At 55.3% G+C, this 22,896-nt stretch carries 25 protein-coding genes; 8 read left to right on the top strand and 17 right to left on the bottom strand.

The window, feature by feature from the left end:
* Window positions 1-58: 58 nt before the first annotated feature.
* On the top strand, window positions 59-523 hold the full coding sequence (locus tag AC9UG7_RS03765; RefSeq protein WP_509584342.1) for a hypothetical protein: 465 nt from the start codon (window positions 59-61) through the stop codon (window positions 521-523).
* A 37-nt stretch (window positions 524-560) separates the two neighbouring features.
* Here the strand turns inward: AC9UG7_RS03765 and AC9UG7_RS03760 are convergent, their stop codons facing one another.
* From AC9UG7_RS03760 to purE, 3 genes are all read right to left on the bottom strand, one after another.
* Window positions 561-1,571 carry an L-threonylcarbamoyladenylate synthase gene (locus AC9UG7_RS03760; protein ID WP_509584339.1) on the bottom strand — a complete coding sequence of 337 codons (1,011 nt, stop codon included), beginning with the start codon at window positions 1,569-1,571 and terminating at the stop codon, window positions 561-563.
* A 70-nt stretch (window positions 1,572-1,641) separates the two neighbouring features.
* Window positions 1,642-2,838 carry a 5-(carboxyamino)imidazole ribonucleotide synthase gene (locus AC9UG7_RS03755; RefSeq protein WP_509584336.1) on the bottom strand — a complete coding sequence of 399 codons (1,197 nt, stop codon included), beginning with the start codon at window positions 2,836-2,838 and terminating at the stop codon, window positions 1,642-1,644.
* Window positions 2,835-3,329, bottom strand: a complete 495-nt coding sequence (purE, locus tag AC9UG7_RS03750) for a 5-(carboxyamino)imidazole ribonucleotide mutase (RefSeq protein WP_509584333.1) — start codon at window positions 3,327-3,329, stop codon at window positions 2,835-2,837. The genes AC9UG7_RS03755 and purE overlap by 4 nt, the downstream gene beginning before the upstream one ends.
* Window positions 3,330-3,437: 108 nt before the next feature.
* Here purE and trxA point away from each other — a divergent pair, with 108 nt between their 5' ends.
* Both trxA and AC9UG7_RS03740 read left to right on the top strand, forming a co-directional pair.
* A complete protein-coding gene (gene trxA, locus AC9UG7_RS03745) occupies window positions 3,438-4,394 on the top strand; it encodes a thioredoxin (RefSeq protein ID WP_509584330.1) in 957 nt (318 codons plus the stop codon).
* A 67-nt stretch (window positions 4,395-4,461) separates the two neighbouring features.
* Window positions 4,462-5,364 (top strand): response regulator, encoded by a 903-nt coding sequence (locus AC9UG7_RS03740; protein ID WP_509584327.1) that lies wholly within the window; start codon window positions 4,462-4,464, stop codon window positions 5,362-5,364.
* On the opposite strand, the gene AC9UG7_RS03735 is transcribed toward AC9UG7_RS03740, so the two are convergent.
* From AC9UG7_RS03735 to pyk, 3 genes are read right to left on the bottom strand one after another with little or no spacing between them, the layout of a single operon-like run.
* Entirely contained in the window at window positions 5,324-6,223 is a 900-nt protein-coding gene (locus AC9UG7_RS03735; protein WP_509584324.1) for a phosphoribosylaminoimidazolesuccinocarboxamide synthase, read from the bottom strand. The two genes, AC9UG7_RS03740 and AC9UG7_RS03735, sit on opposite strands and share 41 nt — an antisense overlap.
* The gene (gene fba / locus AC9UG7_RS03730) at window positions 6,220-7,284 is read right to left on the bottom strand and encodes a class II fructose-bisphosphate aldolase (RefSeq protein ID WP_509584322.1); all 1,065 of its coding nucleotides are present in this window, start codon (window positions 7,282-7,284) and stop codon (window positions 6,220-6,222) included. The genes AC9UG7_RS03735 and fba overlap by 4 nt, the downstream gene beginning before the upstream one ends.
* A gap of 40 nt (window positions 7,285-7,324) precedes the next feature.
* Window positions 7,325-8,758: a pyruvate kinase gene (gene pyk / locus AC9UG7_RS03725; RefSeq protein ID WP_509584319.1), complete on the bottom strand. Its 1,434-nt coding sequence runs from the start codon at window positions 8,756-8,758 to the stop codon at window positions 7,325-7,327.
* A 166-nt stretch (window positions 8,759-8,924) separates the two neighbouring features.
* Here pyk and AC9UG7_RS03720 point away from each other — a divergent pair, with 166 nt between their 5' ends.
* Both AC9UG7_RS03720 and AC9UG7_RS03715 read left to right on the top strand, forming a co-directional pair.
* Entirely contained in the window at window positions 8,925-9,593 is a 669-nt protein-coding gene (locus AC9UG7_RS03720) for a Crp/Fnr family transcriptional regulator (RefSeq protein WP_509584317.1), read from the top strand.
* 117 nt (window positions 9,594-9,710) lie between these two features.
* Window positions 9,711-10,796 (top strand): fatty acid desaturase, encoded by a 1,086-nt coding sequence (locus AC9UG7_RS03715; RefSeq protein ID WP_509584315.1) that lies wholly within the window; start codon window positions 9,711-9,713, stop codon window positions 10,794-10,796.
* Between the two features lie 100 nt (window positions 10,797-10,896).
* On the opposite strand, the gene AC9UG7_RS03710 is transcribed toward AC9UG7_RS03715, so the two are convergent.
* The 5 genes from AC9UG7_RS03710 to def form a co-directional block, all read right to left on the bottom strand.
* Entirely contained in the window at window positions 10,897-12,090 is a 1,194-nt protein-coding gene (locus AC9UG7_RS03710; protein ID WP_509584312.1) for a phosphoglycerate kinase, read from the bottom strand.
* Window positions 12,091-12,246: 156 nt separating this feature from the next.
* Entirely contained in the window at window positions 12,247-12,585 is a 339-nt protein-coding gene (locus tag AC9UG7_RS03705) for an AzlD domain-containing protein (protein WP_509584309.1), read from the bottom strand.
* The gene (locus AC9UG7_RS03700; protein ID WP_509584306.1) at window positions 12,585-13,319 is read right to left on the bottom strand and encodes an AzlC family ABC transporter permease; all 735 of its coding nucleotides are present in this window, start codon (window positions 13,317-13,319) and stop codon (window positions 12,585-12,587) included. Before AC9UG7_RS03700 ends, AC9UG7_RS03705 begins: the two co-directional genes overlap by 1 nt.
* A gap of 3 nt (window positions 13,320-13,322) precedes the next feature.
* Window positions 13,323-14,282: a methionyl-tRNA formyltransferase gene (gene fmt / locus AC9UG7_RS03695; protein ID WP_509584303.1), complete on the bottom strand. Its 960-nt coding sequence runs from the start codon at window positions 14,280-14,282 to the stop codon at window positions 13,323-13,325.
* Window positions 14,283-14,285: 3 nt separating this feature from the next.
* A complete protein-coding gene (def, locus tag AC9UG7_RS03690) occupies window positions 14,286-14,795 on the bottom strand; it encodes a peptide deformylase (RefSeq protein ID WP_509584300.1) in 510 nt (169 codons plus the stop codon).
* 126 nt (window positions 14,796-14,921) lie between these two features.
* On the opposite strand from def, the gene dprA reads away from it, so the two are divergent.
* Complete coding sequence (gene dprA, locus AC9UG7_RS03685; protein WP_509584298.1) at window positions 14,922-16,085, top strand: DNA-processing protein DprA; 1,164 nt, start codon at window positions 14,922-14,924, stop codon at window positions 16,083-16,085.
* A gap of 90 nt (window positions 16,086-16,175) precedes the next feature.
* Window positions 16,176-16,664: a Smg family protein gene (locus AC9UG7_RS03680; RefSeq protein ID WP_509584295.1), complete on the top strand. Its 489-nt coding sequence runs from the start codon at window positions 16,176-16,178 to the stop codon at window positions 16,662-16,664.
* A gap of 61 nt (window positions 16,665-16,725) precedes the next feature.
* On the opposite strand, the gene secF is transcribed toward AC9UG7_RS03680, so the two are convergent.
* The 3 genes from secF to yajC are packed head-to-tail and all read right to left on the bottom strand — an operon-like array spanning window position 16,726 to window position 19,982.
* Window positions 16,726-17,685 (bottom strand): protein translocase subunit SecF, encoded by a 960-nt coding sequence (secF, locus tag AC9UG7_RS03675; protein WP_509584292.1) that lies wholly within the window; start codon window positions 17,683-17,685, stop codon window positions 16,726-16,728.
* A gap of 56 nt (window positions 17,686-17,741) precedes the next feature.
* Window positions 17,742-19,640: a protein translocase subunit SecD gene (secD, locus tag AC9UG7_RS03670; protein WP_509584289.1), complete on the bottom strand. Its 1,899-nt coding sequence runs from the start codon at window positions 19,638-19,640 to the stop codon at window positions 17,742-17,744.
* 9 nt (window positions 19,641-19,649) lie between these two features.
* Window positions 19,650-19,982: a preprotein translocase subunit YajC gene (gene yajC / locus AC9UG7_RS03665; protein ID WP_509584286.1), complete on the bottom strand. Its 333-nt coding sequence runs from the start codon at window positions 19,980-19,982 to the stop codon at window positions 19,650-19,652.
* Window positions 19,983-20,138: 156 nt separating this feature from the next.
* On the opposite strand from yajC, the gene AC9UG7_RS03660 reads away from it, so the two are divergent.
* Window positions 20,139-20,474, top strand: coding sequence for a PDDEXK nuclease domain-containing protein (locus tag AC9UG7_RS03660; RefSeq protein WP_509584283.1), 336 nt, complete (start codon window positions 20,139-20,141; stop codon window positions 20,472-20,474).
* 115 nt (window positions 20,475-20,589) lie between these two features.
* Here the strand turns inward: AC9UG7_RS03660 and AC9UG7_RS03655 are convergent, their stop codons facing one another.
* The 3 genes from AC9UG7_RS03655 to AC9UG7_RS03645 all read right to left on the bottom strand — a co-directional run.
* Window positions 20,590-21,216, bottom strand: coding sequence for a mobile mystery protein B (locus AC9UG7_RS03655; protein ID WP_509584280.1), 627 nt, complete (start codon window positions 21,214-21,216; stop codon window positions 20,590-20,592).
* Window positions 21,188-21,646, bottom strand: a complete 459-nt coding sequence (locus AC9UG7_RS03650) for a mobile mystery protein A (RefSeq protein WP_509584277.1) — start codon at window positions 21,644-21,646, stop codon at window positions 21,188-21,190. Before AC9UG7_RS03650 ends, AC9UG7_RS03655 begins: the two co-directional genes overlap by 29 nt.
* 289 nt (window positions 21,647-21,935) lie before the next feature.
* Window positions 21,936-22,896: topoisomerase C-terminal repeat-containing protein (locus tag AC9UG7_RS03645; RefSeq protein WP_509584274.1), on the bottom strand; the 961-nt coding region annotated here is incomplete at its 5' end.

Here is a 22,896-nt window from a genome sequence, read left to right as displayed (position 1 = left end):
AAAATTGAAAAATTAATCGACAAAATCGCTATGTTCGATATTACTAATGAGAAATTGAATGAATTTGATCGCTTTAAACGCCAAGCGGGTGGCCCTTACAGTGCTGCTGTGTCTGATGGGTTGTTCGGCCGTGAAAACGCCTATCAGCAGTGAGTACACGGTGGACCCTAACACTGTCTGGCAAACCGTTGAATTGACACCCGAAGGCACCCATTACGGCGTGGATTTGGACGGCGTATCTCGCAACGGACCCTTTCGCACGGTGTGGCTACAAATTCGCTCAGCCAACCATCCCTACTTGTACGATAAATTGCAAATCAATTTCAACTGTGTTGAAAAACGTTTCATGCTGATGCTGCGTACCGTGATCAAAGACAACCAAGTGATCGCTGTTCAATACGACCTGCCATTGGCCTATGTGCTTGAGCCGTCCTTGCGACCGCCATTTTTGCAATGGCGAGATGTCGAGGCCGGCAGCAGGGAAGACAAAATCATGGCCAAGGCGTGTCTGTTGGCGCAATGACGCAGCGGTGCTTGTGTGTGCTTAGTGCTTTCGAGTGTCAAGCGCTGGCGCGAAGCAAACGGTCGCGCACGCCTTCCCATTCGTCGCCCGTCGGCGGGGTTTCAACCCAGATCTGATCCACCCCCAGCGTATCAAGCGCACGCAAGGTGGCAAACAAGTCATGCGCACAAGCTGCCGCGTTGTCCGGCATGGCACCCACATGGATATGCGATGGCAAACGCGAACGGGTGCGCGCCCAGACAGCCATCGAGCCCATCCATTGGGATGCATGTTGCTCAATGTCTGATGCTGTACCCAAACAAACTTTGGCACGCGGTGCGTAGTGCGACTGCAGCATGCCGGGGGCGGCTGGTGCTGCGGCAGAAACACGTAAACCGCCATTCGAGTTAGTAGCTGAAACCGGCTCACGTTCCACCGGTTGACCGCAAGCGGCACTGAGTTGCGCGGCGCTCAACATGCCGGGGCGCAACAGCACGGGCTTAGCGCGACTGGCATCGACAATGGTGGATTCAATACCAACATCACAAGGGCCGCCATCTAACACCGCCAAATCTGGAAAGGCTTCGCGTACATGCATGGCGGTGGTGGGGCTGACGCGACCGAACACATTGGCGCTGGGTGCAGCAACTCCGGCGACGCCCAGCGCCAGCGCTTGTTTCAATACTTGTTGCGCCAACGGGTGTGACGGACTGCGCAAGGCAATCGTGTCATGCCCCCCTGCCGTCGCCTCCGCCACCCCGGCGCGGCGCTGGAGAATCAATGTCAGCGGACCGGGCCAAAAAGCATGCATCAAGGCGTAGGCAAAGGCAGGCACATCGGTGGCGAACAGTGGCACTTGCGCTGAAGAAACCAGATGGACGATCAAAGGGTGGTCTGCGGGCCGCCCCTTTGCTTGGTAGATGCCGGCCACGGCTCGTGGGTTGAGCGCATCTGCCGCCAGTCCGTAGACGGTCTCGGTAGGCAGTCCCAGCAACTCACCGCTGGCCAGCATGCGCGCAGCCAATGCAATATCTGTCGCAGCACCGGTCAAAAAGCAGGTGGCGCTCATGGGGTCATGGTCTGACATGGAAATGCGCGGCTTGAGGGGAGAAGCGCCGACATGCAATCGCCACCAAGCTTCACCATGGCGCAATGCCTAGCGAGGCTGCCGCTTCTAAGGCACGCTGACGCGCCAGCGCTATGCTGGTCGCCGTGACGCTCAGGTGTCCCATTTTGCGGCCTTTGCGAGCTTGGGTTTTGCCGTACAAATGCAAGTGTGTGCCGGGTATGCGCAGCACTTGCTGCCAATCTGGTTCCATCGATGCTTCTCCTTGGCGCAGCCACAGGTCGCCAAGCAGGTTCAACATCACGCAAGCGCTGTGCAAACGTGGCGGCAACAGGGGCAATCCAGCCATGCAGCGTACTTGCAATTCAAACTGGGAAATGTCACAACTGTTGATGCTGTGGTGTCCACTGTTGTGTGGACGCGGAGCGATTTCATTGACCACCAACGGGCCGCTCAGCTGGCTTTGCGCACCCGGTTGCAATACAAAAAATTCAACGCATAAAACCCCGTGGTAATCGAGTTCGCGTGCAATGCTGTAAGCCGAATCGATAGCCAAGCGAGCAATGTCTTGCGGCAGTGCGTCTTCATACACTTCGGTCACAGCCAGAATGCCGTCACGGTGTAAATTGCTTTGCAGGGGCAAATGCACTGTTTGGCCGTCAAAACCGCGTGCCAGCACCACCGAACATTCGCCCGCCAAGGGCAAGCGTTTTTCCAATAGACATACCACCGGCGTGGCGCCGGTTTGCAGTTGCGCAAAAGCCTGACTCAATTCGTCACGGTTGTTGACCGCGCATTGACCTTTGCCGTCATAACCCCATCGCGTGGTCTTCAAAATACCTGGCAGCAAATCGTCAGCCACTGAAGCCAGATCAGCCGCAGTGTGCAGCACGCAATGGGGTGCAACAGGAACGCCGCATTGCACAAAATGGGCTTTTTCCAACGCCCGGTCTTGGGCAATATGTACGCTTGCAGGGCCTGGGGCGCAAGCCATGTGATGTTGCAATTGCGCCAGTGCTTGGGCCGGTACGTTTTCAAATTCGGTCGTGACGGCTTGGCATTGCGCCGCCATCTGCGTCAACCCTGCGGCGTCAAGGTAGTCGCTGCGCACATGCACATGGCTGACCAGCCCGGCAGGGCTGTCTGGGTCAGGGTCCAACACGGCCGTTCGGTAGCCCAGACTTTGGGCCGCGTGCGACCACATGCGCCCCAGTTGTCCACCGCCCAACACACCCAACATCGCGCCGGGTTTCAAAGGCAATGCATTCATGCGATGGGCGGCAAAGTCATTTGTCGTGCAGCCTCGGTTTGGCGACGGCGAAATTGCTCTAGCGCCTCTTGCAAATCAGGACGATGCAAGGCCAGCATGGCAATCGCGAACAAAGCTGCATTGGCGGCGCCCGCTGCACCGATGGCAAAGGTGGCCACCGGTATCCCTTTGGGCATTTGCACCATGCTGTGCAGTGAATCCACGCCTTGTAAATGTTTGCTGGCTACCGGCACACCAAGCACAGGTACCGTGGTTTTGGCGGCCAGCATGCCAGGCAAATGGGCGGCTCCACCAGCGCCTGCGATGATGATTTGCAGCCCGCGTGACAGCGCTGATGCCGCGTAGGCGAACATGTCGTCCGGCATGCGGTGGGCAGACAATACCTGGGCATGGTGGGCGATACCGAACTCATCTAAGATTTGCGCGGCATGTTGCATGGTGTCCCAGTCGGAGCTGGAACCCATGACAACACCGACTTGAACTGAGGCCATGGTGTGGGGCAGTTGAACTGCGGGTAAGCTTACGGTTAATGAAGAGCCGGGCAAACACGACGCCCCGCCCAGAGATGTGTAGATTTTATTACTGTGGATCCAAGACCGATGATAGATGTGACTGTTGAGAATTTTGAAGCTGAAGTTATCTTGGCTTCCACCCAAACGCCAGTTTTGTTGGATTTTTGGGCGCCTTGGTGCGGCCCGTGCAAATCACTCGGGCCGGTGCTGGAAAAGCTGGAGACCGAGTATGCAGGACGATTCAAGTTGGTGAAGATCAACTCGGATGACGAGCAGCAACTCTCGCAAGCTTTTGGTATTCGCAGCATACCAACTTGTGTGCTGATGATGGACGGCAAACCCGCCGATGGGTTCATGGGCGCTTTGCCTGAGGGCAAAGTCAGAGAATTTTTGGACAAACATTTGCCAGGTGCGGATGAATTGCTGGCCGAAGAAGACTTGAATGCCGCCGAAGAACTGTTGGCCGAAGGCAATGCCGATGCAGCGCTGGCCAAATTGCAAGAAGCGCTGGCCATCAACCCGGCTAATGACGATGCCCGTTATGAGTATGTCAAGTTGTTGATGGCAACAGGTGAACTCGACAAAGCGCGAGCAGCGTTGGCGCCTGCGCTGGCACAAATCCCATTGCAATTGCGTTTTGAAGCGTTGAACCATTGGGGGCAAGCCCTGCATTTTGCCCAAACCGACGAGCGCGGTCATTGGCAAGTGGCGCAGTTCGATGCATTGATCGATAAGAACAAGCGCGACTTTGACACGCGGCTGGCAAAAGCGCGATGGTTGATGGCTGCAGCCGAGTGGACCGATGCCATGGACGAGTTGCTGGAAATCGTCATGCGCGACAAGACCTGGAACGAAGAGGCGGCGCGTAAAAACATCGTCGCTATTTTGGAATTATTGACACCGCCCAAAACCAAAGCGGAGCAACCAATTCCCGGTAAAAGTGCCGGTGGCATTGAGCTGACCGGTAAAGCCACGGCTTTAGATGACCCGCAAGCAGAACTGGTGTCGAAGTACCGCCGTAAATTGAGCATGGCATTGAACTGAGGCGCGCACCGGTTTTCGCCGGAAAAAAATGCGCGATAAAACGGTTACTCTTTGGTGTATGCCACCCATGGACCAACCGCTATTGAGACAGCATATGCACGCAGATCGCTTCATTCTTTGCATACAGCTATGTCTCACTTTGGCCTGTGTGTGGTTGGCAAGTTTGCGCCTGAGCTGGGGTATGGCTGCTTGGATGGTGGTGGTTGTGGGCTTGGGTATTGGGTGGCTTCAGCAAGCCAAGGCGGCGGCGCAGGCTTTACCAGCGCCAAGCCAACAATCAGAGGTAGCGCAGGTATCTGATCAGACCGATCTGAAGAGCCGCTTGCAAACAGAAGTGTTCGCCAAACTCAGCCATGACATTCGCACGCCCATGCACAGCATGTCTGGCGCTTTGGAATTGCTAAAACAAACCGAGTTGACCGAAAAACAGCGCAACTATGTGCAACTGGCGCAACACAGCAGCGATCAATTGCTGGCTATCCTGCAGCAAGCATCGGCCGTGCCGTGCGCCGACTCAGGTGACGCGCAACACCCGTTTTCAGGCAAAGAAGCTGGCAGCCAAGCGCTAAGCATCTTGTTGGCTGACGATCACCAGGTCAATCAAATGGTGACCCAATCGATGTTGACGCGACTCGGTCACTCGGTGGTAGTGGCGGACAACGGCCGTCAAGTGCTGGAACTGCTGGATCACGCCCACTTTGATGTTTTGATGCTGGATGTGACCATGCCGCAGATGGACGGATTGCAGGTTTTGTCAACCCTGCGCAAAGAACAAGCCCATACTGGCTTGCATCAGCGTATCGTGATGCTGACCGGACACGCCATGCCAGGCGATGAAGAGCGGTTGTTGGCGTTGGGTGCTGACGCCTATGTATCCAAACCTGTTGCTATGGCTGCGTTGAAACACACACTGCAGGCGCTGATGGCCGCTAAGCCGACTGAAGTCGAGACCAAGCCTCTTGGTATTTAGCGGCGGTCAAAGAAATCACCTCTGCGGGCAGCCCGGGCGCAGGCGCACTTTTGTTCCAATTGACACCATCGATTTGCGCTGTTTCCAGCCAATCGCGTAAGTACTGTTTGTCAAAACTCGGCGGGTTGGCACCTTCTCGGTAAGCATCTGCAGGCCAATAACGGGATGAATCGGGTGTCAGCACTTCGTCCATCAGCACCAAGGTGCCTTCGGGGCTCAGGCCGAACTCGAACTTGGTGTCGGCAATGATGATGCCTTTGGTGGCGGCAATGTCATATGCCGTTTCGTACAAAGCAATACTGACGCTGCGGATACGTTCTGCCAAATCCGCGCCGATCATTTCTGCGGTTTGCGCAAAGCTGATGTTTTCGTCATGTTCACCGACAGCAGCCTTGGCTGCGGGTGTGAAGATAGGTTCGGCTAGCCGTGAGGCATTGCGCAAACCTGCAGGCAGGGGCACACCACAGACAGAGCGGCTTTGTTGGTATTCCTTCCAGCCGCTGCCAGCCAAGTAACCACGCACCACGGCTTCCACCGGGATCGGTTGCAAGCGACGCACCAGCATCGAACGCTGAGTGACAAAAGGTCGCTCGGCATCCGTCACCACCGACTCTGGCGCATCACCGGTCAGGTGGTTGGGGCAGAGGTGGTGTAATTTGTCAAACCAAAACAAGGCCATTTGAGTGAGCAAAGCGCCTTTGCCCGGGATGGCATCGTTCATCACGACATCGAATGCGCTGATACGGTCAGACGCGACCATCAAAATGCGGTCTTCACCAACAGCATAGTTGTCACGCACTTTGCCGCGCGCCAGCAATGGCAATGAACCCAGGGTATGGGTGTGCAGCGCAATACTCAATGCACCACCTGTGCGAGCATGCCTTGCTGGTATTTGGCTGCCATCATTTGCAGCGGGGTTGGGTGGATTTTGCCGGCCTGACCTTCGCAGCCGAACTCGATATAGCGTTGTTTGCAAATGTGTTTGGCCGCCTCGCGTGCGGGCTTGAGCCATTCGCGTGCGTCGAATTTGTCCGGATTCTCAAACAAGAACTGGCGCACTGCTGCAGTCATGGCCAAACGGATATCTGTATCGATGTTGATTTTGCGCACGCCGAATTGGATGGCTTTTTGAATTTCTTCCACCGGAACACCATAGGTTTCTTTCATGTCGCCGCCGAATTGGCGAATCTTGGCCAATAAGTCTTGCGGCACGCTGGACGAACCATGCATCACCAAATGTGTGTTTGGAATGCGCTTATGGATGGCTTGGATGCGGTCGATGGCAAGAATATCGCCAGTGGGTTTGCGCGTGAATTTGTAGGCGCCGTGGCTGGTGCCGATGGCAATGGCCAATGCGTCAAGTTGGGTGCGGTTGACAAAGTCCGCGGCCTGCTCGGGATCGGTCAGCAATTGTTCGCGCGTCATGGTGGCATCGGTGCCGTGGCCGTCTTCTTTGTCACCCTTCATGGTTTCCAATGAACCCAGACAACCGAGTTCGCCTTCGACGGTGATACCCAACTTATGCGCCATTTTGACCACTTCACTGGTCACACTCACGTTGTAGTCATAGCTGGCAATGGTTTTGCCGTCGCCCTCCAAACTCCCGTCCATCATCACCGACGTAAAGCCCAAGTCGATCGCACCGCGGCACACCATCGGCGATTGCCCGTGGTCTTGGTGCATGACCAATGGCACATGCGGATACTCTTCGACGGCCGCTTGAATCAAATGTTTGATGAACGCTTCGCCGGCATATTTACGTGCACCTGCGCTGGCTTGCAAGATCACTGGTGCGCCAACTTCGTCAGCTGCCGACATCACAGCTTGTACTTGTTCCAAGTTGTTGACATTGAAAGCGGGAATGCCGTAGTTGTGGGCCGCAGCGTGGTCCAGCAGTTCGCGCATTGAGACTAAAGCCATGGTGATTTACTTTCCGGTGACAAAGAGTTAGAGCCGAAGATTATCCTACTTGGCAGATTTTCAACATATTTGTGCCGCCAGGCGATCCCATAGGCTCGCCGCAGGTGATGGCATACACATCGCCATGGTTGACAATGCCGCGCGACTTCAAGTGTTGTTCTGCTTGTTTCAGCGCAGTGTCGCGGTCGGTGCTGGTGTCCAGCAATAGCGCGTGCACGTTGCGGTAAAGCGCCATGCGGCGTTGCGTGTTTTCGCGCTTGGTCAATGCATAAATAGGGATATGGATGCGATGGCGGCTCATCCATAAAGGCGTTGAGCCCGAGTCTGTCAACGCGACGATGGCCTTGGCGCCGAGGTGGTGCGCGGTGAATAAGGCGCCCATGGCGATCGTCTGGTCTATATGGGTAAAAGTCTTGCCAGTGAAATCAGCATCTAGCGCCACTTCCTCTGCATCTTCTGCGGCGGAACAAATTTGCACCATTTGTTCCACTGTCTCCAGCGGGTATTTACCGACCGCGGTTTCGGCGCTCAGCATGACCGCGTCGGTGCCGTCGAGCACGGCATTGGCCACGTCGCTGACCTCGGCACGTGTAGGCACCGGGTTGGTGATCATGCTCTCCATCATTTGGGTAGCGGTAATAGCCACTTTGTCCATTTCACGCGCCATTTTGATCATGCGTTTTTGCAGTGCGGGCACGGCGGCGTTGCCGACTTCCACCGCCAAGTCGCCGCGTGCGACCATGATGCCGTCGGAGGCGCGCAAAATCTCCTCTAAATGGGGAATCGCCTCAAAGCGCTCGATCTTGGCGATCAAACCCGGCTTGTGTTTGAACGGTTCGGCAGCAACATTGCATAACTGCCGCGCCATTTCCATGTCGGTGGCATTTTTGGGAAAGCTAACGGCCACGTAATCGGCCTGAAAAGACATGGCAGTTTTGATGTCTTCCATGTCTTTTCCCGTCAATGCTGGCGCAGTCAGGCCCCCGCCTTGCTTGTTGATGCCTTTGTTGTTAGACAACTCGCCGCCCATTTTGACCGTGGTGAAAACCTGCTCAGCAACCACTTTGTTGACGGTCAAGACAATCAACCCGTCATTGAGCAACAGCAAATCACCCGATTTCACATCCCGAGGTAATTCTTTGTAATCCAGCCCAACGCCGTTGATATCGCCAGGTTCAGTGCGAGAGGCATCCAAAATGAAAGTCGCACCTGCTTGCAACATGACTTTGCCATCGGTGAATTTGCCCACCCTGATTTTCGGACCTTGCAAATCGGCCATGATGGCGACCACACAACCGGCGCGCTTGGCTGCTTCGCGAACCAGTTGGGCCCGCTCCACATGGTCCTGCGCTTTGCCATGGCTGAAGTTGAGCCGCACCACATTGACACCCGCTTTGATCATGGCCTCCAACATAGCAGGGTCGCTGGAAGCAGGACCCAAGGTGGCGACAATTTTGGTGGCGTGGTTTGACATGTGAGTTCCAAAAATAAGGTGAGCTATTGTCACATGTGGCATGTGCGGTCAATGTGACATTGACAAGACTGGCACTGAATTTCAAGCCACAGTTTCAAGTGATAGGCATCAATATTGTGAGTGCGGCTCACACGGTTCGCTCGCGTGTTTATCTACAGTGTGGCGGATGAACAAAAATCAGCCGACTGTCGATCATTTATGGAGCGAAACTGGCCAAGCGGGCTGGCTGGCACTGGCGCGGCAAGGGCAAGTTCGTCATTACCGCAAACATATGTTGTTGATGCAACAAGGCGACATGGGTCACCAGCTTTATTTGGTCATGGCTGGTCGTTTGCGAGAGTTCAGTGTGTCTAACGACAGCAAACCCAGGGAAATCACCTTGTCCCTGTATGGCCCTGGACAACTGGTTGGCACACCTGCCTTAGATGGTGGGCCGCATTGCGCTAGCGTCATGACTTTGACCCCGGCGGTTTGTGCCGTGGTGTCGCGCGAATCTGCCTTGGCGGTGATTCAGCACACACCATCCTTGACCATGGATTTGTTGAAAATAGCATTGCAACGGGTGCGCATGGCCACTGAAACCACACGTTTGGCCTTGTTCTCAGATGCTTACAGCCGCTTGAGTGCCTTATTGCAAGCGCAATCCGATGGCTGGAATGATCCGCATGGCCCCATGCGAAATTTACCTATGACCCATGCGCAAATCGCCCAGCAGATCGGTTGTAGCCGGGAAATGGTCAGCCGCATCATGAAAGAGCTGGTCACCGGTGGCTATGTGGTGCGTGAAACCGACCGTGTTTATCGGGTTTGTAAGCGCTTACCCGAGCGCTGGTAGGGGTAAGCGGGTTTTCAGGCTTGATTGGCTACAATATCAGGGAGAGCTGAGCAGACGCCATGAGGCCAGATGAGACTCAGTGCACTTGCCTTTTTTGGTGCCCTTTACCCTAGCCCTATGAACCCTACTGAACAACCGATTCCTCTGGAACAACCCATGCCCCACCGAAAGGTGATTCGCGAATGGTTGGTGCCGCTTTCTGAACGCGTGACTTTGCGGGCCATGCTGTTGCTGGTGATGGATTTCGCCATCTGGGCTGCCTTGCTGAGCGGCACCGTGTTGTTTGAGGCTTGGTGGGCCAAATTATTGTGCGCCGTTGCCATGGGATTCACCATTGGCCGTTTGTTCATCATTGGCCACGATGCCTGTCACCAAAGCCTGACGCCGCACCGCGGCCTCAATAAATGGATAGGCCGCATCGCCTTCTTGCCTTCACTCACCACGTTCAGCCTGTGGGATATTGGTCACAACGTAGTGCACCATGGTTACACCAATCTCAAAGGGTTTGACTTTGTCTGGGCGCCGTTGACCCGCGAAGAATTCTCCAAACTGTCGTTTGCAGGCCGCATGCTAGACCGTGCTTACCGCAGTGGATGGGCGCCCGGCCTGTATTACATGATTGAAATATGGTGGAAAAAAATGGTATTTCCTACTGCCAAGGAAATGCCGACCCGCCGCCCTATTTTCATCAAAGACAGTTGGCTGATCACTGGTTTTGCTGCGGTATGGGTGGGCGGCATGGTTGCGGCGGCTTTGGCGACAGGTCAAAACGTCGCATGGGTGTTGTTGTTTAGTGTGGCGATTCCATTTTTGTTCTGGTGCGCCATGATTGGTTTTGTGGTGTACGTCCACCATACGCATGTCAAAGTATCTTGGCATGATGACCGCAGCGCTTGGGCCAAAGCCCAGCCTTTTGTGTCCACCACCGTGCACCTGACTTTCCCGTTCAATATCGGTTCATTGATGCACCACATCATGGAGCACACTGCCCACCATGTGGACATGAGCATTCCTTTGTACCGCTTAAAGCAAGCGCAAGCTAAACTGGAAAATTTGTTGCCTGGTCGCATCATCGTGCAGCGTTTTTCATGGCGTTGGTACTTCCAGACGGCACGTTCATGCAAGCTGTACGACTTTACCCGCCAGTGCTGGACCGACTACAAAGGCCGCGCCACCAGTCAGCCTGTATTGATACCGGCTTGATGACCGGGTTGATTGCAGATGAAAAGCATGCGCTGCAATCAGATACCTACAGTGACGCACTTAAATTGGTGAAGTAGCCAACCAAAGACAACCCGACCAATCAGCCTGCAGCACGCTTCATCAATATCTCGAACGCGGGCAGGGTCTTGCCCTCGAGCACTTCCAAGAATGCGCCGCCGCCGGTAGAGATATAACCAATATCTTTGTCAATACCGTACTTGGCAATCGCCGCCAGCGTGTCGCCACCACCAGCAATGCTGAACGCCTGAGAAGTGGCAATCGCATGCGCCACCACCTTGGTGCCGTTCTCGAAAGCGGCGAACTCAAACACACCCATGGGGCCGTTCCACACAATGGTGCCGGCGGCTTTGAGTTGTGCGGCCAGGCGCGCGGCGGTGTCCGGGCCTATGTCCAAAATCAAATCATCGTCTGCCACTTCGTTGGCTGGCTTCACCGTGGCCACTGCGTCGGCGGCAAAGGTTTTGGCGCAGACCACATCGGTGGGAATCGGCACCTCGGCGCCACGCGCTTTCATGGCTTCGATCACCGCTTTGGCTTCGCCCACTAAATCGGGCTCGGCCAAGCTTTTGCCAATCTTCAAACCCGCGGCCAACATGAAGGTGTTGGCAATACCGCCGCCCACAATCAACTGGTCCACGTTGCGTGCCAGCGCTTGCAAGATGGTGAGTTTGGTGCTGACCTTGGAACCGGCGACGATGGCGGCCAGCGGGCGCTTCGGATCTGCCAGCGCTTGGCTGATAGCGTCGATTTCGGCTGACAACAAAGGACCGGCGCACGCCACAGGCGCGAACTGCGCGATGCCATATGTGGTGCCCTCGGCGCGGTGCGCGGTGCCGAAGGCGTCGTTAACATAAATGTCGCACAGCGCGGCCATTTGCTTAGCAAGTGCTTCGCTGTTTTTCTTTTCGCCGACATTGACCCGGCAGTTCTCCAGCATCACCACCTGACCGGGGGCGACAGAAACGCCGCCCAGCCAATCCGCCACCAACGGCACCTCGCGTCCCAGCAACTCGGCCAGACGTTGGGCTACCGGCGCCAGAGAGTCTTCGGGTTTGAACGCACCTTCGGTCGGGCGACCCAAGTGCGACGTGAGCATCACGGCGGCACCGGCGTCTATTGCCATTTGAATTGCGGGTAGGGATGCGCGAATGCGCGTGTCCTCGGAAATGCGGCCGTGGTCGTCAAAAGGCACGTTCAAGTCGGCGCGGATGAACACGCGTTTGCCACGGGCCAAGCCCTGTGCGCACAGATCGGCGAAGCGGATGATTTGCATGGGGTTTGTCTCCGTGTGAATGTTTTATGACATTTTAGGCAGGTGTCCTCCATCAGGTGGTCGCACATACAACAACATGATTTTGCTAAGGCATTGAAGATACAAGTTAATTGACGCTCGAGCGCAGTGCATAGTATCGAGCGCACTGAAAAAACCTCACCACCCCCAGCCGACATGCAGCGGCAAATACACCGCCATGCCCACGATGATGGTGCCCAGCACCGCCTGTCCTTTGCCACGCCTGTAAAAATAAAAGCCCGCACCTGCGGCCGCGCCAAACAGCCGTGCGTCTTGCCAAGTCGTCACCAAAGTACCTTGGCTCACCACAATCTCAGGCACAACCACCGCAGCCAGCGCGGCGATGGGTGCGTATTGCAAACCGCGTTGCGCCCAAGACGGAAACGGCAATGCACGATCGGAGATAAAGAAAAAACAGCGTGTGACCAGCGTGATCACGCCCAATCCAACGGCGGTGAAAATCTCAGACCATTCCATCAAGAGCTTGCCTCGTTGTTTGCGAGTGAGGTTTGCTCCATCACCAGGCATACAGCAACAGACGCCGCAATCGCCACCAAAATATTTAAGCGAAGCGGCAAACCGAAAGCCGCAACAGCGGCCGCGCCTGCGACTGCCAGCGAGACCACGCGCAAACGTGTGTGGCTTAGCGAACACAAAATACCGACCAGCGCCAACACACCAGCAAACCCCAGTCCCCATTGCAGCGGCACTTGCGCGGCCAGCACAATACCCAGCAGACCCGCGATTTGCCAGCCAATCCAGTTCAAAAAACAATTGCCGCTGAGGTAGGCCATTTCGCTGCGCTGCCCGTCGCTGTCTTCAGATGGTTGCGGGTAAGCATGGACAAATTGCACATAGTTCAAGTCTGCAATGAAATACCCGATAGACAAACGCTGCCAACGCGGCCAGACCATCATGTATTGGCGCAAATGCAAGCTGAAAACTGCGAAGCGCAAATTCACACAAAACGCCGTGGTCAATATCACCCACACGGGCGCGCCAGCGGCGAGCAGGGGAATGGCGGCCAGTTGAGCGCTGCCGCCATAAATGACCAAGGTCATCAAAGTGGCCATGGCCGGGCTCAAACCGGCTTGCACCATGGCCACGCCGGTCATCAAGCCCCAGGCCCAGATGCCGGGCGCGACTTTGAGGGTGTCGACCATGCCTTGGCGAAAAGCGGGATGGCGAAAATTGGCGGGGTCGAAAAACATGAATCAAGCCGCAGCCTGTCCCAATACCAAGCCAACCGTCAATGCCTGGCTGTGCAAAAACTCGGCGGCACTGATGCGCTTTCCGCCCGGGCGCTGCACTTGCGTGACGCGCAACACGCCCTCGCCTGTAGCGACATCGAACGCATCTTTGTGCATTTTCAAAACAGTGCCAGGTGCGGCGAGGCTTGTACCTTCAACAGACAAACCAGACCATAACTTCAGCACCTGTCCGTCGCATAAGGTGTGCGCGCCGGGAAACGGATCGAAAGCGCGTATGCGTTGCGACAAACGCAGCGCAGGCAAATGCCAATCGATCAGCGCTTCGTCTTTCAAAATTTTGGCGGCGTAAGTGACGCCTTCAGCGGCTTGCGTTTGAGCCTTGAGTTGCGGCAACGCAGACAGGGTGTTCTCAATGAGTCGCGAACCCAGTGCAGCGAGTTTGTCGTGCAAGCTGGCGCTGGTGTCGGTGTCGCTGATGGAGAGGCTTTCGCTCATCAACACCGCGCCGGTGTCCAGGCCCGCGTCCATTTGCATGATGCACACACCGGTGTGGTTATCACCGGCTTCGATGGCGCGTTGTATGGGCGCCGCACCACGCCAGCGCGGCAGCAAGGAAGCGTGGATATTCAAACAACCTCGGGGCACGCTGTGCAAAGCCCAGTCGGGCAACAGCAAACCGTAGGCGACAACCACCATCAATTCGGCGTTGGCGTTTGCGATGGCAAGTTGCGCTGCCAAAGCTTCATCGGGGTAGTTGCCGTCTAAACGCAAGCTGTGCGGCTGATACACGGGCATGCCATGCTCAAGTGCGTAGTGTTTAACGGCAGAGGATTGCAGTTTCATACCGCGACCAGCGGGGCGGTCGGGCTGGGTCAGTACCAATGCAATCTCGTGACCGGCGCTGTGAAGCGCAGTCAGTGCGGTACGTGCAAATTCCGGGGTGCCGGCGAACACAAGGCGCATGTATCAGCGCTCGAGTTCGCGTTGGGCTTTGAGCAATTTGCTTTTGATGCGCATGCGTTTGAGGGTCGAGAGGTATTCGACGAACACCTTGCCCATCAAATGGTCCATTTCGTGTTGAATGCATATGGCCATCAAACCTTCGGCTTCGATGGTGACGGCTTCGCCATGTTCATTCAGCGCTTGCACTTTGACGCGCTCAGGTCGCTCGACGCCATCAAAAATGCCTGGGACTGACAAACAACCTTCTTCGTTTTTGATGCGCTCTTTGCTGGCCCAAAGCAACTCAGGGTTGATCAGGACCATGGGCTGATTGTGCTCTTCGGATACATCCATCACCAACAGGCGCTCGTGCACATTGACTTGTGTGGCGGCCAAGCCGACGCCTTTGGAGTCGTACATGGTTTCGATCATGTCGGCGGCAAGCGCACGGATACGGTTGTCCACGACGGCCACGGGTTTGGCTATGGTGTGCAGGCGCGGATCAGGGTAAGAAAGAATGGGTAGTAAGGCCATGTCCGTATTGTCGCTTTTTTGTATTAACGGGGTAAAGACGCGCTTACAAAAACCCACGGTGTGACTTGACTTCATTTCAAGCCATGCAAATTACGCTGGCTGTGTGTAAATAACCATGGAAATACCATGCAAGCCTTGTCACTGACTGAGCCGGTCAACGCCACCACAGAAGACGCCATTTGGCATGACTGGTTACGTTTACAAATGACGCCCATGGTGGGACTGCAAACCCAGCATAAGCTGATCACCGTATTTGGCAGCCCAAGCGCTGTGTTCACGCAAACTGCGTCTGTGCTGCATTCCTACGTCAGCGAAGAACAAGCCCAGTCATTGTTGCGCATACCTGATGAATGGCATGCCGTTTGTGCGCGCACTCGCCAATGGCTTGAACAGTCGCTGCCAGGCATGGAGCAAGCGGTGTGGACCTGGGACCATCCCATGTACCCGTCCTCACTCAGAGACATTGATGATCCGCCGTTGGTATTGTTTGCGCAAGGACAGTTGCATCTGCCGTGCTTGCATGCGGTGGCTATTGTCGGTAGTCGCAACCCCACACCACAGGGCGCGCACAACGCCAAAAGGTTTGCCCATCAATTGCAGCAAATAGGGTGTTGCGTGGTGTCAGGACTGGCCATGGGAATAGATGCCGCAGCACACATGGGTGCGCTAGAACGCAGCTTGCCAGATCAGTGCGCCACAGTCGCTGTGGTGGGCACCGGCTTGGACCAGGTCTATCCGAGACAGCACCACGTCTTGGCTCGTCAAGTGGCCTTAAATGGTTGGTTACTCAGCGAACTGCCACCCGGCACACCGCCGCTGCCGCATCACTTCCCCAGACGCAATCGGTTGATTGCGGGATTGAGTCAAGGCGTGTTGGTGGTAGAGGCCGCTTTGAAGTCTGGCTCATTGATCACCGCAGACATGGCGTTGGCGCAGGGCAAAGAAGTGTTTGCGATTCCTGGCTCTATCCATTCTGTGTTGTCGCGCGGCTGTCATTTGCTATTGAGACAAGGCGCGAAGTTGGTGGAGAGCGTGCAAGATGTGCTCGAGGAGTTGCCGATGTTCAGCCATGCATCCATTCAGATTGACAACAAGCCAACATTGCCATTGAAAGACGTTCACCAACAAATTTTGTTGGATGCTTTAGGTCATGAACCTCACAATTTAGAGGTGTTGCTCATACGTACCGGTCTGTCTTTGGAGGCGGCCATGATGGGTATACAAGAACTGTCTGAAGCTGGAAAAATTGCGGTAATGCCCGGCGGTTTGTACCAGCAATTGTGTGATTGATATGTGCCCAAGACAACCAAAACCAGCCATGCAAAACCTTGGCATCCAAAGCAAAAATGAAGCGGTTGAAAAACAGGGTATATTGCACCCATGTTCGATGTCCTTGTTTACGTTTACGAACACTACTGGCGTGGTGACGTTTGTCCCGAATTGCCGTTACTGGGCCGCAAACTCAGTGCAGCAGGATTTGACGCCGACGAGATTGAGCAAGCTTTGTCTTGGCTGGCTGGCCTCAACAGCGCTGCACAGCATGCGGATTTGATACAAGTGCACCAACAACGCCTTCAGCCTGCCTATGTGCAGTCACCCTTGAGCATGCGCGTGTATTCCGACGCAGAGCAGCAGCATTTGGGCGCAACCTGTCTGGGCTTCATCACCTTCATGGAAAGTGCCGGCATCATGTCTGCGCAAATGCGCGAAATCGTGGTCGACCGCGCCATGGCGGTCACCGATCATCCGGTGGGTTTGGACGACTTGAAGATCATTGTGTTGATGGTGTATTGGAGCGCAGGCATTGAACCAGATGCCTTGGTGCTTGATGAATTGTGTGACGACAACGTCGGCCGCATTGCCCATTGATCAATAAGACGCAGGCATGAAAAAAGCAGCCCGCAGGCTGCTTTTTTGTTGTGCGCGTGGTTTAAACCACGGCACCTGCGTTCGGATCGTTCGGGTCTTCTTCGGGACCGTCTTTTTTCACATGCTTGATCAGGTCTTCACGCTTGATACCCAGCCACATGGCGATGGCAGCAGCCACGAACACCGATGAGTAAATGCCAAACAAAATACCAATCGTCAACGCCAGCGCAAAGTAATGCAGGGTGGCGCCACCGAACAACAGCATGGACAACACCATCAGCTGGGTACAACCGTGGGTGATGATGGTGCGGCTGATGGTGGAGGTGATGGCGTTATCAATAATTTCCACCGTGTTCATCTTGCGAAAGCGGCGGAAGTTTTCACGCACCCGGTCAAAAATCACCACCGATTCATTCACCGAATAACCGAGCACAGCCAAAATTGCGGCCAGCACAGGCAATGAAAATTCCCATTGGAAAAAAGCGAAGAAACCCAGAATGATGATGACGTCATGCAAGTTGGCGATGATGCCGGCCACGGCATATTTCCACTCAAAGCGCACGGCCAAGTAAATCATGATGCCGATCACCACAAAACCTAATGCTTTGAGGCCATCCATCGCCAATTCATCGCCGACTTGTGGTCCGACAAATTCGGTGCGCTTGAGCAAGGCTTGTGCGTCGGTTTCTTTCAATGCTGCCATCACGCGTGCGCTTTGTTCGGTCGCCGTAGCGCCTTTGGCTGCAGGCATGCGAATCAGCACATCACGTGCCGAACCGAAGTTTTGCACTTGCACATCGGTGTAGCCCAAGGCGGCAATACGCGCGCGCATCGGGTCGAGCGCCACTGGCTGCGAAAAGCCAACTTCCATTAGTGTGCCGCCGGTGAATTCCACCGATAAATGCAAGCCGCGACTGAAGAGAAAAAATACCGCTGCCAGAAAAGTGATGAACGACACTGCATTGAACACCAGCGCATGGCGCATAAAAGGTATGTCGCGTTTGATTTTGAAAAATTCCATGGAGTTCCTTGTGTGTCAGGGCTGCAACGGCAACGTCTTCAATGTCGTTGTGTCAATCAATCGGCTTTGGCGCGTGCAATCGCTTTGGCGGTCACATCATCAGGCCGCCAGACCGTGCCAATCGACACGGATTGCAAACGTTTTTGACGGCCATACCAAATATTGACCAAGCCGCGCGAGAAAAACACGGCCGAGAACATACTGGTGAGAATACCCAGGCAATGCACCACGGCAAAACCGCGCACAGGGCCTGAGCCGAAAGCCAGCAATGCCAGACCGGCAATCAGCGTGGTGACGTTGGAATCCAGAATGGTTGACCAGGCGCGGTCGTAGCCCATATGGATGGCGGATTGTGGCGCCGCACCGTTGCGCAGTTCCTCGCGCACGCGTTCATTGATCAGCACGTTGGCATCGATCGCCATGCCCAGCACAAGCGCCATGGCTGCCATGCCCGGCAAGGTCAGCGTGGCTTGCAGCATGGACAACACGGCCACCAGCAGCAGCAAATTGACTGCCAGCGCAATACTAGAGATCACGCCGAACAACATGTAATACACGCACATGAATGCGGTGACGGCGACAAAGCCCCAGGTGACGCTGTCAAAACCTTTGGCGATATTTTCTGCGCCAAGGGATGGTCCGATGGTGCGTTCTTCAATGATTTCCATTGGCGCGGCCAGTGAGCCGGCGCGCAACAACAGCGATGTGTCAGCCGCTTCGACAGTACTCATGCGACCGGAAATTTGCACCCGACCACCGCCGATTTCGGTACGTATAACCGGTGCGGTGACGACCTCGCCTTTGCCTTTTTCAAACAACAGAATCGCCATGCGCTTGCCCACGTTTTCACGCGTCACATCTTTGAAAATGCGTGCACCCTTGGCGTCCAAAGTGAGGTGTACGGCGGCTTCTTGCGTTTGGTTGTCAAAGCCGGGCTGGGCATCGGTCAGGTTCTCGCCAGTCAGCAGGACTTGTTTTTTCACAATCACGGCTTGGCCGTTGCGGTCCAGGTATTTTTCTGCACCAAAGGGCACCATGCCGCTGCCGATTTCGGCTTGACGGGCTTCGCTGCTTTCGTCGACCATGCGGATTTCAAGCGTGGCAGTGCGACCCAATATGTCTTTGGCCTTGGCGGTGTCTTGCACACCTGGCAACTGCACCACGATGCGGTCCACGCCTTGTTGTTGAATGACTGGTTCAGCCACGCCGAGTTCGTTGATGCGGTTGTGCAAGGTGGTGATGTTTTGTTTCAGTGCCTGCTCTTGCACCTTGAGTCCAGCCTGTGGTTTGAGCGAGGCCGTGAGCAAAATGTCGCCACCTGATGGCGCTGAGACTTGGGCGTTCAAATCTGTGAATTGGTCACGGATCAATACCGCGCTTGCATCTGCACTGGTCTGGTCTTTGAACACAATGTCAATCGATTGGCCATTGCGGTTGATGCCGCCGTGGCGAATGCTTTTTTCACGCATGGCAGAACGCAGCTCACCTGCCAGCGCTTCGGCTTTTTTGGTCAACGCAGCTTGCATATCCACTTGCAGCATGAAATGCACACCACCGCGTAAATCCAGACCTAAATACATGGGCGCGGCACGCAAGCTGCTGAGCCACAGCGGTGTGCGTGCAATCAGGTTGAGTGCAACCACATAGGACGGGTTGTCCGCTTGCGGGTTGAGTGCGTGTTGCACTGCATCTTTGGCCTTGAGTTGCTGGTCGGTGGATTCGAACCGCGCTTTCAAGGAGTTGTTCTCCAGTGTCAGCATGGAGGCACTGAGCCCAGCAGCCTTCAATGCCTCTTCGACTTTGCCTTGGGTATCTAGGTCAACCTTGACGCTGGCGCGTGCCGGCGAGATTTGCACTGCAGGTGCTTCGCCAAAAAAGTTGGGCAAGGTGTAGACGCTGCCCAGCAGCACGGCGATCAAAATGACCAGGTATTTCCAAACAGCGTAACGGTTCATGGCGATGATTTATTTGATAGAGCCTTTAGGCAGGACTTGCACCACGGCGCTGCGCTGCAGCTGCAACACCACACCATTGCCGACTTCCAAGCCGATCTGGCTGTCGCTCAATTGCGCGATCTTGCCCAGCATGCCGCCCGAGGTCACCACCTCGTCGCCCTTGGCCAGTGCGTCAAGCATGGCCTTGAGTTCTTTTTGCCGCTTCATTTGCGGGCGGATCATGACGAAATAGAGCACCACAAACATCAGCACCAGCGGCAGCATGCTCATGAGGGATGAAGATAAATCGCTGGCGGGCGAAGCAGCGGGGGCGGATTGGGCGTAAGCAGTCGATATCAGCACAGAATTTCTCCTCGTTCAGGCAACCGGCGATTGTATGCGGTTGGTTTTAGTGCGTCATAGTTGGGACAAATGCCTTGAGACATCCCTTGCTATTGAAAAAAATACACCAGACCGCCCAATCCCAGCCAAGCTTCATCCGACTTGCTTTGGAAGCGTATGGACGCGCGCATAGCGCCGAATCGACAAGCTTGGTTCATTCGGAGAGAGCAGCGCCTTGAATTGTCGTGGACGCACTACCGAAACCTGATCCGCATCGACAACCCACAAGCCCGCGACTGGTACGCCAAAGACGCCTCCTCTGACCCGCGCGACTTCATCCGCGACCCCTATGTGCTGGAGTTCTTGGGCGCACCCGCCGTGCCCGCCCTTTACGAAAAAGACCCGGAGCAAGGCCTCTTGGACCAGTTGCAGACCTTTTTGTTGGAGCTGGGCAAAGGCTTTGCGTTTGTCGCAGGCAGCTGCGTTCAGCCGCTACCCATCAAAGGCGTCTGAAGCAGGTCGTCCGCAGTCGACATTGCGTTAGTAGGAGGCGAGGCCGAGCCTGCTTTAGGCGCGGAGACAGGCTTTAATCACAAATGAACGTAAGTGTTTGGACGGAGAAACTCCATCAACTTCTCGCAAACGCCAACAAGTCTCCCATGTGTCCTTGATCCGCCGCACGCAATCCTGCAATGTATTGCTCGCGCAGTTGGCCCGCAGAAAAAGTGGCTGATGAATTTGAGCCCCAACTCAGTCGGGGGCGACCAAGCCGCATGGCTAGCAGATCCGACATCAAGCGTGCATGTCGACCGTTGCCGTTTGGAAACACATGAATCCAAACTAATTGATGGTGAAACCGAATAGCTATTTCATCAGCTTCAAAGACTGCGCGATCAATTTGATAGCGGGTGTTGTCTAACAACTCCCGCAGTTTCACAGACAGTTGAGTCCAATCGACACCGATGTTTTTGTTACTGCTTCGAAAAGTTCCCGCCCATCGCCAGGTCATGTTAAACATCTGGCGGTGCAAGTCGCGAACAAAGCCTTCATCCAGCAGTTCGCGCTTGGTTTGGCGTGCAGCCCAACGATCACCTTGCACAATATTCAACTGTTCCCAAGCGTTCAGGTCCCCTTGGGTGGTGATGTGTATGGGTATCAGCCCGGCAGCTTCATCCGGATCAAGCGGTGTTGCCCCTGGCGGGTAAACAAAGTCCATGTGTGACAACTCACCAGAGTTCGCGGCGTGAACCTTCAAGCAATGACTTGGTGGCCATTGCCAGTTGAAGCTTGTGCAGTGATGCCTCCACCGCCTGGTCTTCCAGCGCCATCGAATGTGCAATCGGTTGCATACGCTCATGCGCAACCGTTTCAGCTTGGCTTTGAAGCATGTTTTTCAAACTGGTGCGGGGTACCAAGGCGTATTGCAGTTCGCAATCCAAAGCCTCGGCCAGTTTGCGCAGACTGCCCAGAGTGATTGCGTCCGAAGCCTCAGAACTTTCTAATTTGCGAACCCCCGCGTGCGACATACCGAGCCGACGTGCAAATGCTGCCGCTGTCATGCCCAATGACTCTCGTATGGCGCGTACCCAACCCGAGCCGGGGCGAGGGCTCAAGCGGGCCGCTTTCCAAGTGGCCAATTGGTCGTGGATTTGCTGGAGTTGCAGGTCACGGAAAGGCGTATTCATGGTACTCACAGGTAATATTTCAATTCAATAAATATAACCTATGAGAATCATTAATACAACTCAAATAATACTTATAAGTATTATTAAATCAACATGATGCTCATAGAAACTGTGGGTTGAGGGCAAAAGCGCCTGAAGCAGGTCGGCCGTAGCCGACGAAGCGCTAGCGTGGAGGCGAGGCCGAGCCTGCTCAGGCGCCGTTGGTGAGGTTGCTTCGTCGCTTTGCTCCTCGCAAAGACGGCAGATTGCTTCGCTTCGCTCGCAATGACGCGTGCGAAAAATAACAGATTCAACTCAAATGCGCCCCAATCAACCCCGCCAGCTCAAACATCCCCACCGAATCCTTGCCAAACACAGTTTTCAGTTTCGCGTCGCACTGAATCGTGCGTTTGTCTTTCGGGTCTTGTAGGTTGTTGGCCTTGATGTAGTCCCAAAGCTTTTTCATCACCTCGGTGCGAGCTACAGCATCGGGTCCGATGACCGCTGCCAAAGCCGCGCTAGGTGCTTTGCCTGCCGCTGGTTTGCGCGGGGCTTTGGGCTTGGCGTCTTTGACCGCTTTGGTCGCCGCTTTCTTGGTGGCAGGCGTTTTCTTGCCGGGCAGGGTTTTGCCCGCCGCTTTGGCCAAGGCGCGGGTGGTGGGTGCGCCGCCTTTTTTCGGGTACTTGCTGGGCTCGAAGGCAAAGCTCACCTTGCCGGCCTCGGCGTCGTAGGTCAGGTAGGCCTTGAAAGCGCGGCGGGTGCGCATGGAGACAAACTTCTCCAGCAAATCGGTTTTGCCTTCGGTCAAAAGCTTGCGCACCTGTTCCAACTCAATCGGCTGCTGCAAGATGACCCGCCCTGTTTTGAAGTCGCAGCTGGGCGTGGGCTGGGCGTTGGTGGGCACGGATTTGCTGCACACATAGTTGGCGCCGTGCTCATGCACCGCAGAGCCGCACTTGGGGCAAGCGCCCAAATTCTCGGCATCGCCAAACGCCACGATCTCGCCGCTCTCGGCGTTCTTGTCGTCGCCAAAGTCAAACTCCAGCTTCCAGTTTTTTTCTTCTTCGTTGAACTTGAGCGCAATTTCGGCGGTGAAAGGCCAGCCCGCTTTGGAGCGGAAACCTTCCAAGGGGCCAATCTTTTTGTCGTGCAAAAACTGCTCTACTTCGGCAGGCTCAAAGGTGCGCCCGGCCGGGGTTTTGCCAAACGAGAAGCCGCAGCCTGGGCCTTCGATCTCCCCGTCGGCGTTGGTGGTGGCCACCGCACTGGCC

Origin of the sequence: Limnohabitans sp. (assembly GCF_046052765.1) — a bacterium.
Taxonomy (GTDB): domain Bacteria; phylum Pseudomonadota; class Gammaproteobacteria; order Burkholderiales; family Burkholderiaceae_C; genus Limnohabitans.
The sequence above is the reverse complement of the archived record's forward strand: the minus strand, read 5'-3'. Positions and strand labels throughout refer to the sequence as shown.

Bases quoted from the DNA above. Each gene is read 5' to 3' on its own strand.
- trxA (WP_509584330.1), top strand. From the start codon at position 3,438: ATGATAGATGTGACTGTTGAGAATTTTGAAGCTGAAGTTATCTTGGCT.
- AC9UG7_RS03765 (WP_509584342.1), top strand. From the start codon at position 59: ATGAATTTGATCGCTTTAAACGCCAAGCGGGTGGCCCTTACAGTGCTG.
- AC9UG7_RS03710 (WP_509584312.1), bottom strand. From the start codon at position 12,090: ATGCAAATCATCCGCTTCGCCGATCTGTGCGCACAGGGCTTGGCCCGT.
- fba (WP_509584322.1), bottom strand. From the start codon at position 7,284: ATGGCTTTAGTCTCAATGCGCGAACTGCTGGACCACGCTGCGGCCCAC.
- fmt (WP_509584303.1), bottom strand. From the start codon at position 14,282: ATGCGCCTTGTGTTCGCCGGCACCCCGGAATTTGCACGTACCGCACTG.
- secD (WP_509584289.1), bottom strand. From the start codon at position 19,640: ATGAACCGTTACGCTGTTTGGAAATACCTGGTCATTTTGATCGCCGTG.
- dprA (WP_509584298.1), top strand. From the start codon at position 14,922: ATGCAAGCCTTGTCACTGACTGAGCCGGTCAACGCCACCACAGAAGAC.
- AC9UG7_RS03715 (WP_509584315.1), top strand. From the start codon at position 9,711: ATGAACCCTACTGAACAACCGATTCCTCTGGAACAACCCATGCCCCAC.
- AC9UG7_RS03705 (WP_509584309.1), bottom strand. From the start codon at position 12,585: ATGGAATGGTCTGAGATTTTCACCGCCGTTGGATTGGGCGTGATCACG.
- AC9UG7_RS03720 (WP_509584317.1), top strand. From the start codon at position 8,925: ATGAACAAAAATCAGCCGACTGTCGATCATTTATGGAGCGAAACTGGC.
- secF (WP_509584292.1), bottom strand. From the start codon at position 17,685: ATGGAATTTTTCAAAATCAAACGCGACATACCTTTTATGCGCCATGCG.
- AC9UG7_RS03660 (WP_509584283.1), top strand. From the start codon at position 20,139: ATGGACGCGCGCATAGCGCCGAATCGACAAGCTTGGTTCATTCGGAGA.
- purE (WP_509584333.1), bottom strand. From the start codon at position 3,329: ATGGCCTCAGTTCAAGTCGGTGTTGTCATGGGTTCCAGCTCCGACTGG.
- AC9UG7_RS03680 (WP_509584295.1), top strand. From the start codon at position 16,176: ATGTTCGATGTCCTTGTTTACGTTTACGAACACTACTGGCGTGGTGAC.
- AC9UG7_RS03760 (WP_509584339.1), bottom strand. From the start codon at position 1,571: ATGAGCGCCACCTGCTTTTTGACCGGTGCTGCGACAGATATTGCATTG.
- AC9UG7_RS03700 (WP_509584306.1), bottom strand. From the start codon at position 13,319: ATGTTTTTCGACCCCGCCAATTTTCGCCATCCCGCTTTTCGCCAAGGC.
- AC9UG7_RS03740 (WP_509584327.1), top strand. From the start codon at position 4,462: ATGGACCAACCGCTATTGAGACAGCATATGCACGCAGATCGCTTCATT.
- def (WP_509584300.1), bottom strand. From the start codon at position 14,795: ATGGCCTTACTACCCATTCTTTCTTACCCTGATCCGCGCCTGCACACC.
- pyk (WP_509584319.1), bottom strand. From the start codon at position 8,758: ATGTCAAACCACGCCACCAAAATTGTCGCCACCTTGGGTCCTGCTTCC.
- AC9UG7_RS03755 (WP_509584336.1), bottom strand. From the start codon at position 2,838: ATGAATGCATTGCCTTTGAAACCCGGCGCGATGTTGGGTGTGTTGGGC.
- AC9UG7_RS03650 (WP_509584277.1), bottom strand. From the start codon at position 21,646: ATGAATACGCCTTTCCGTGACCTGCAACTCCAGCAAATCCACGACCAA.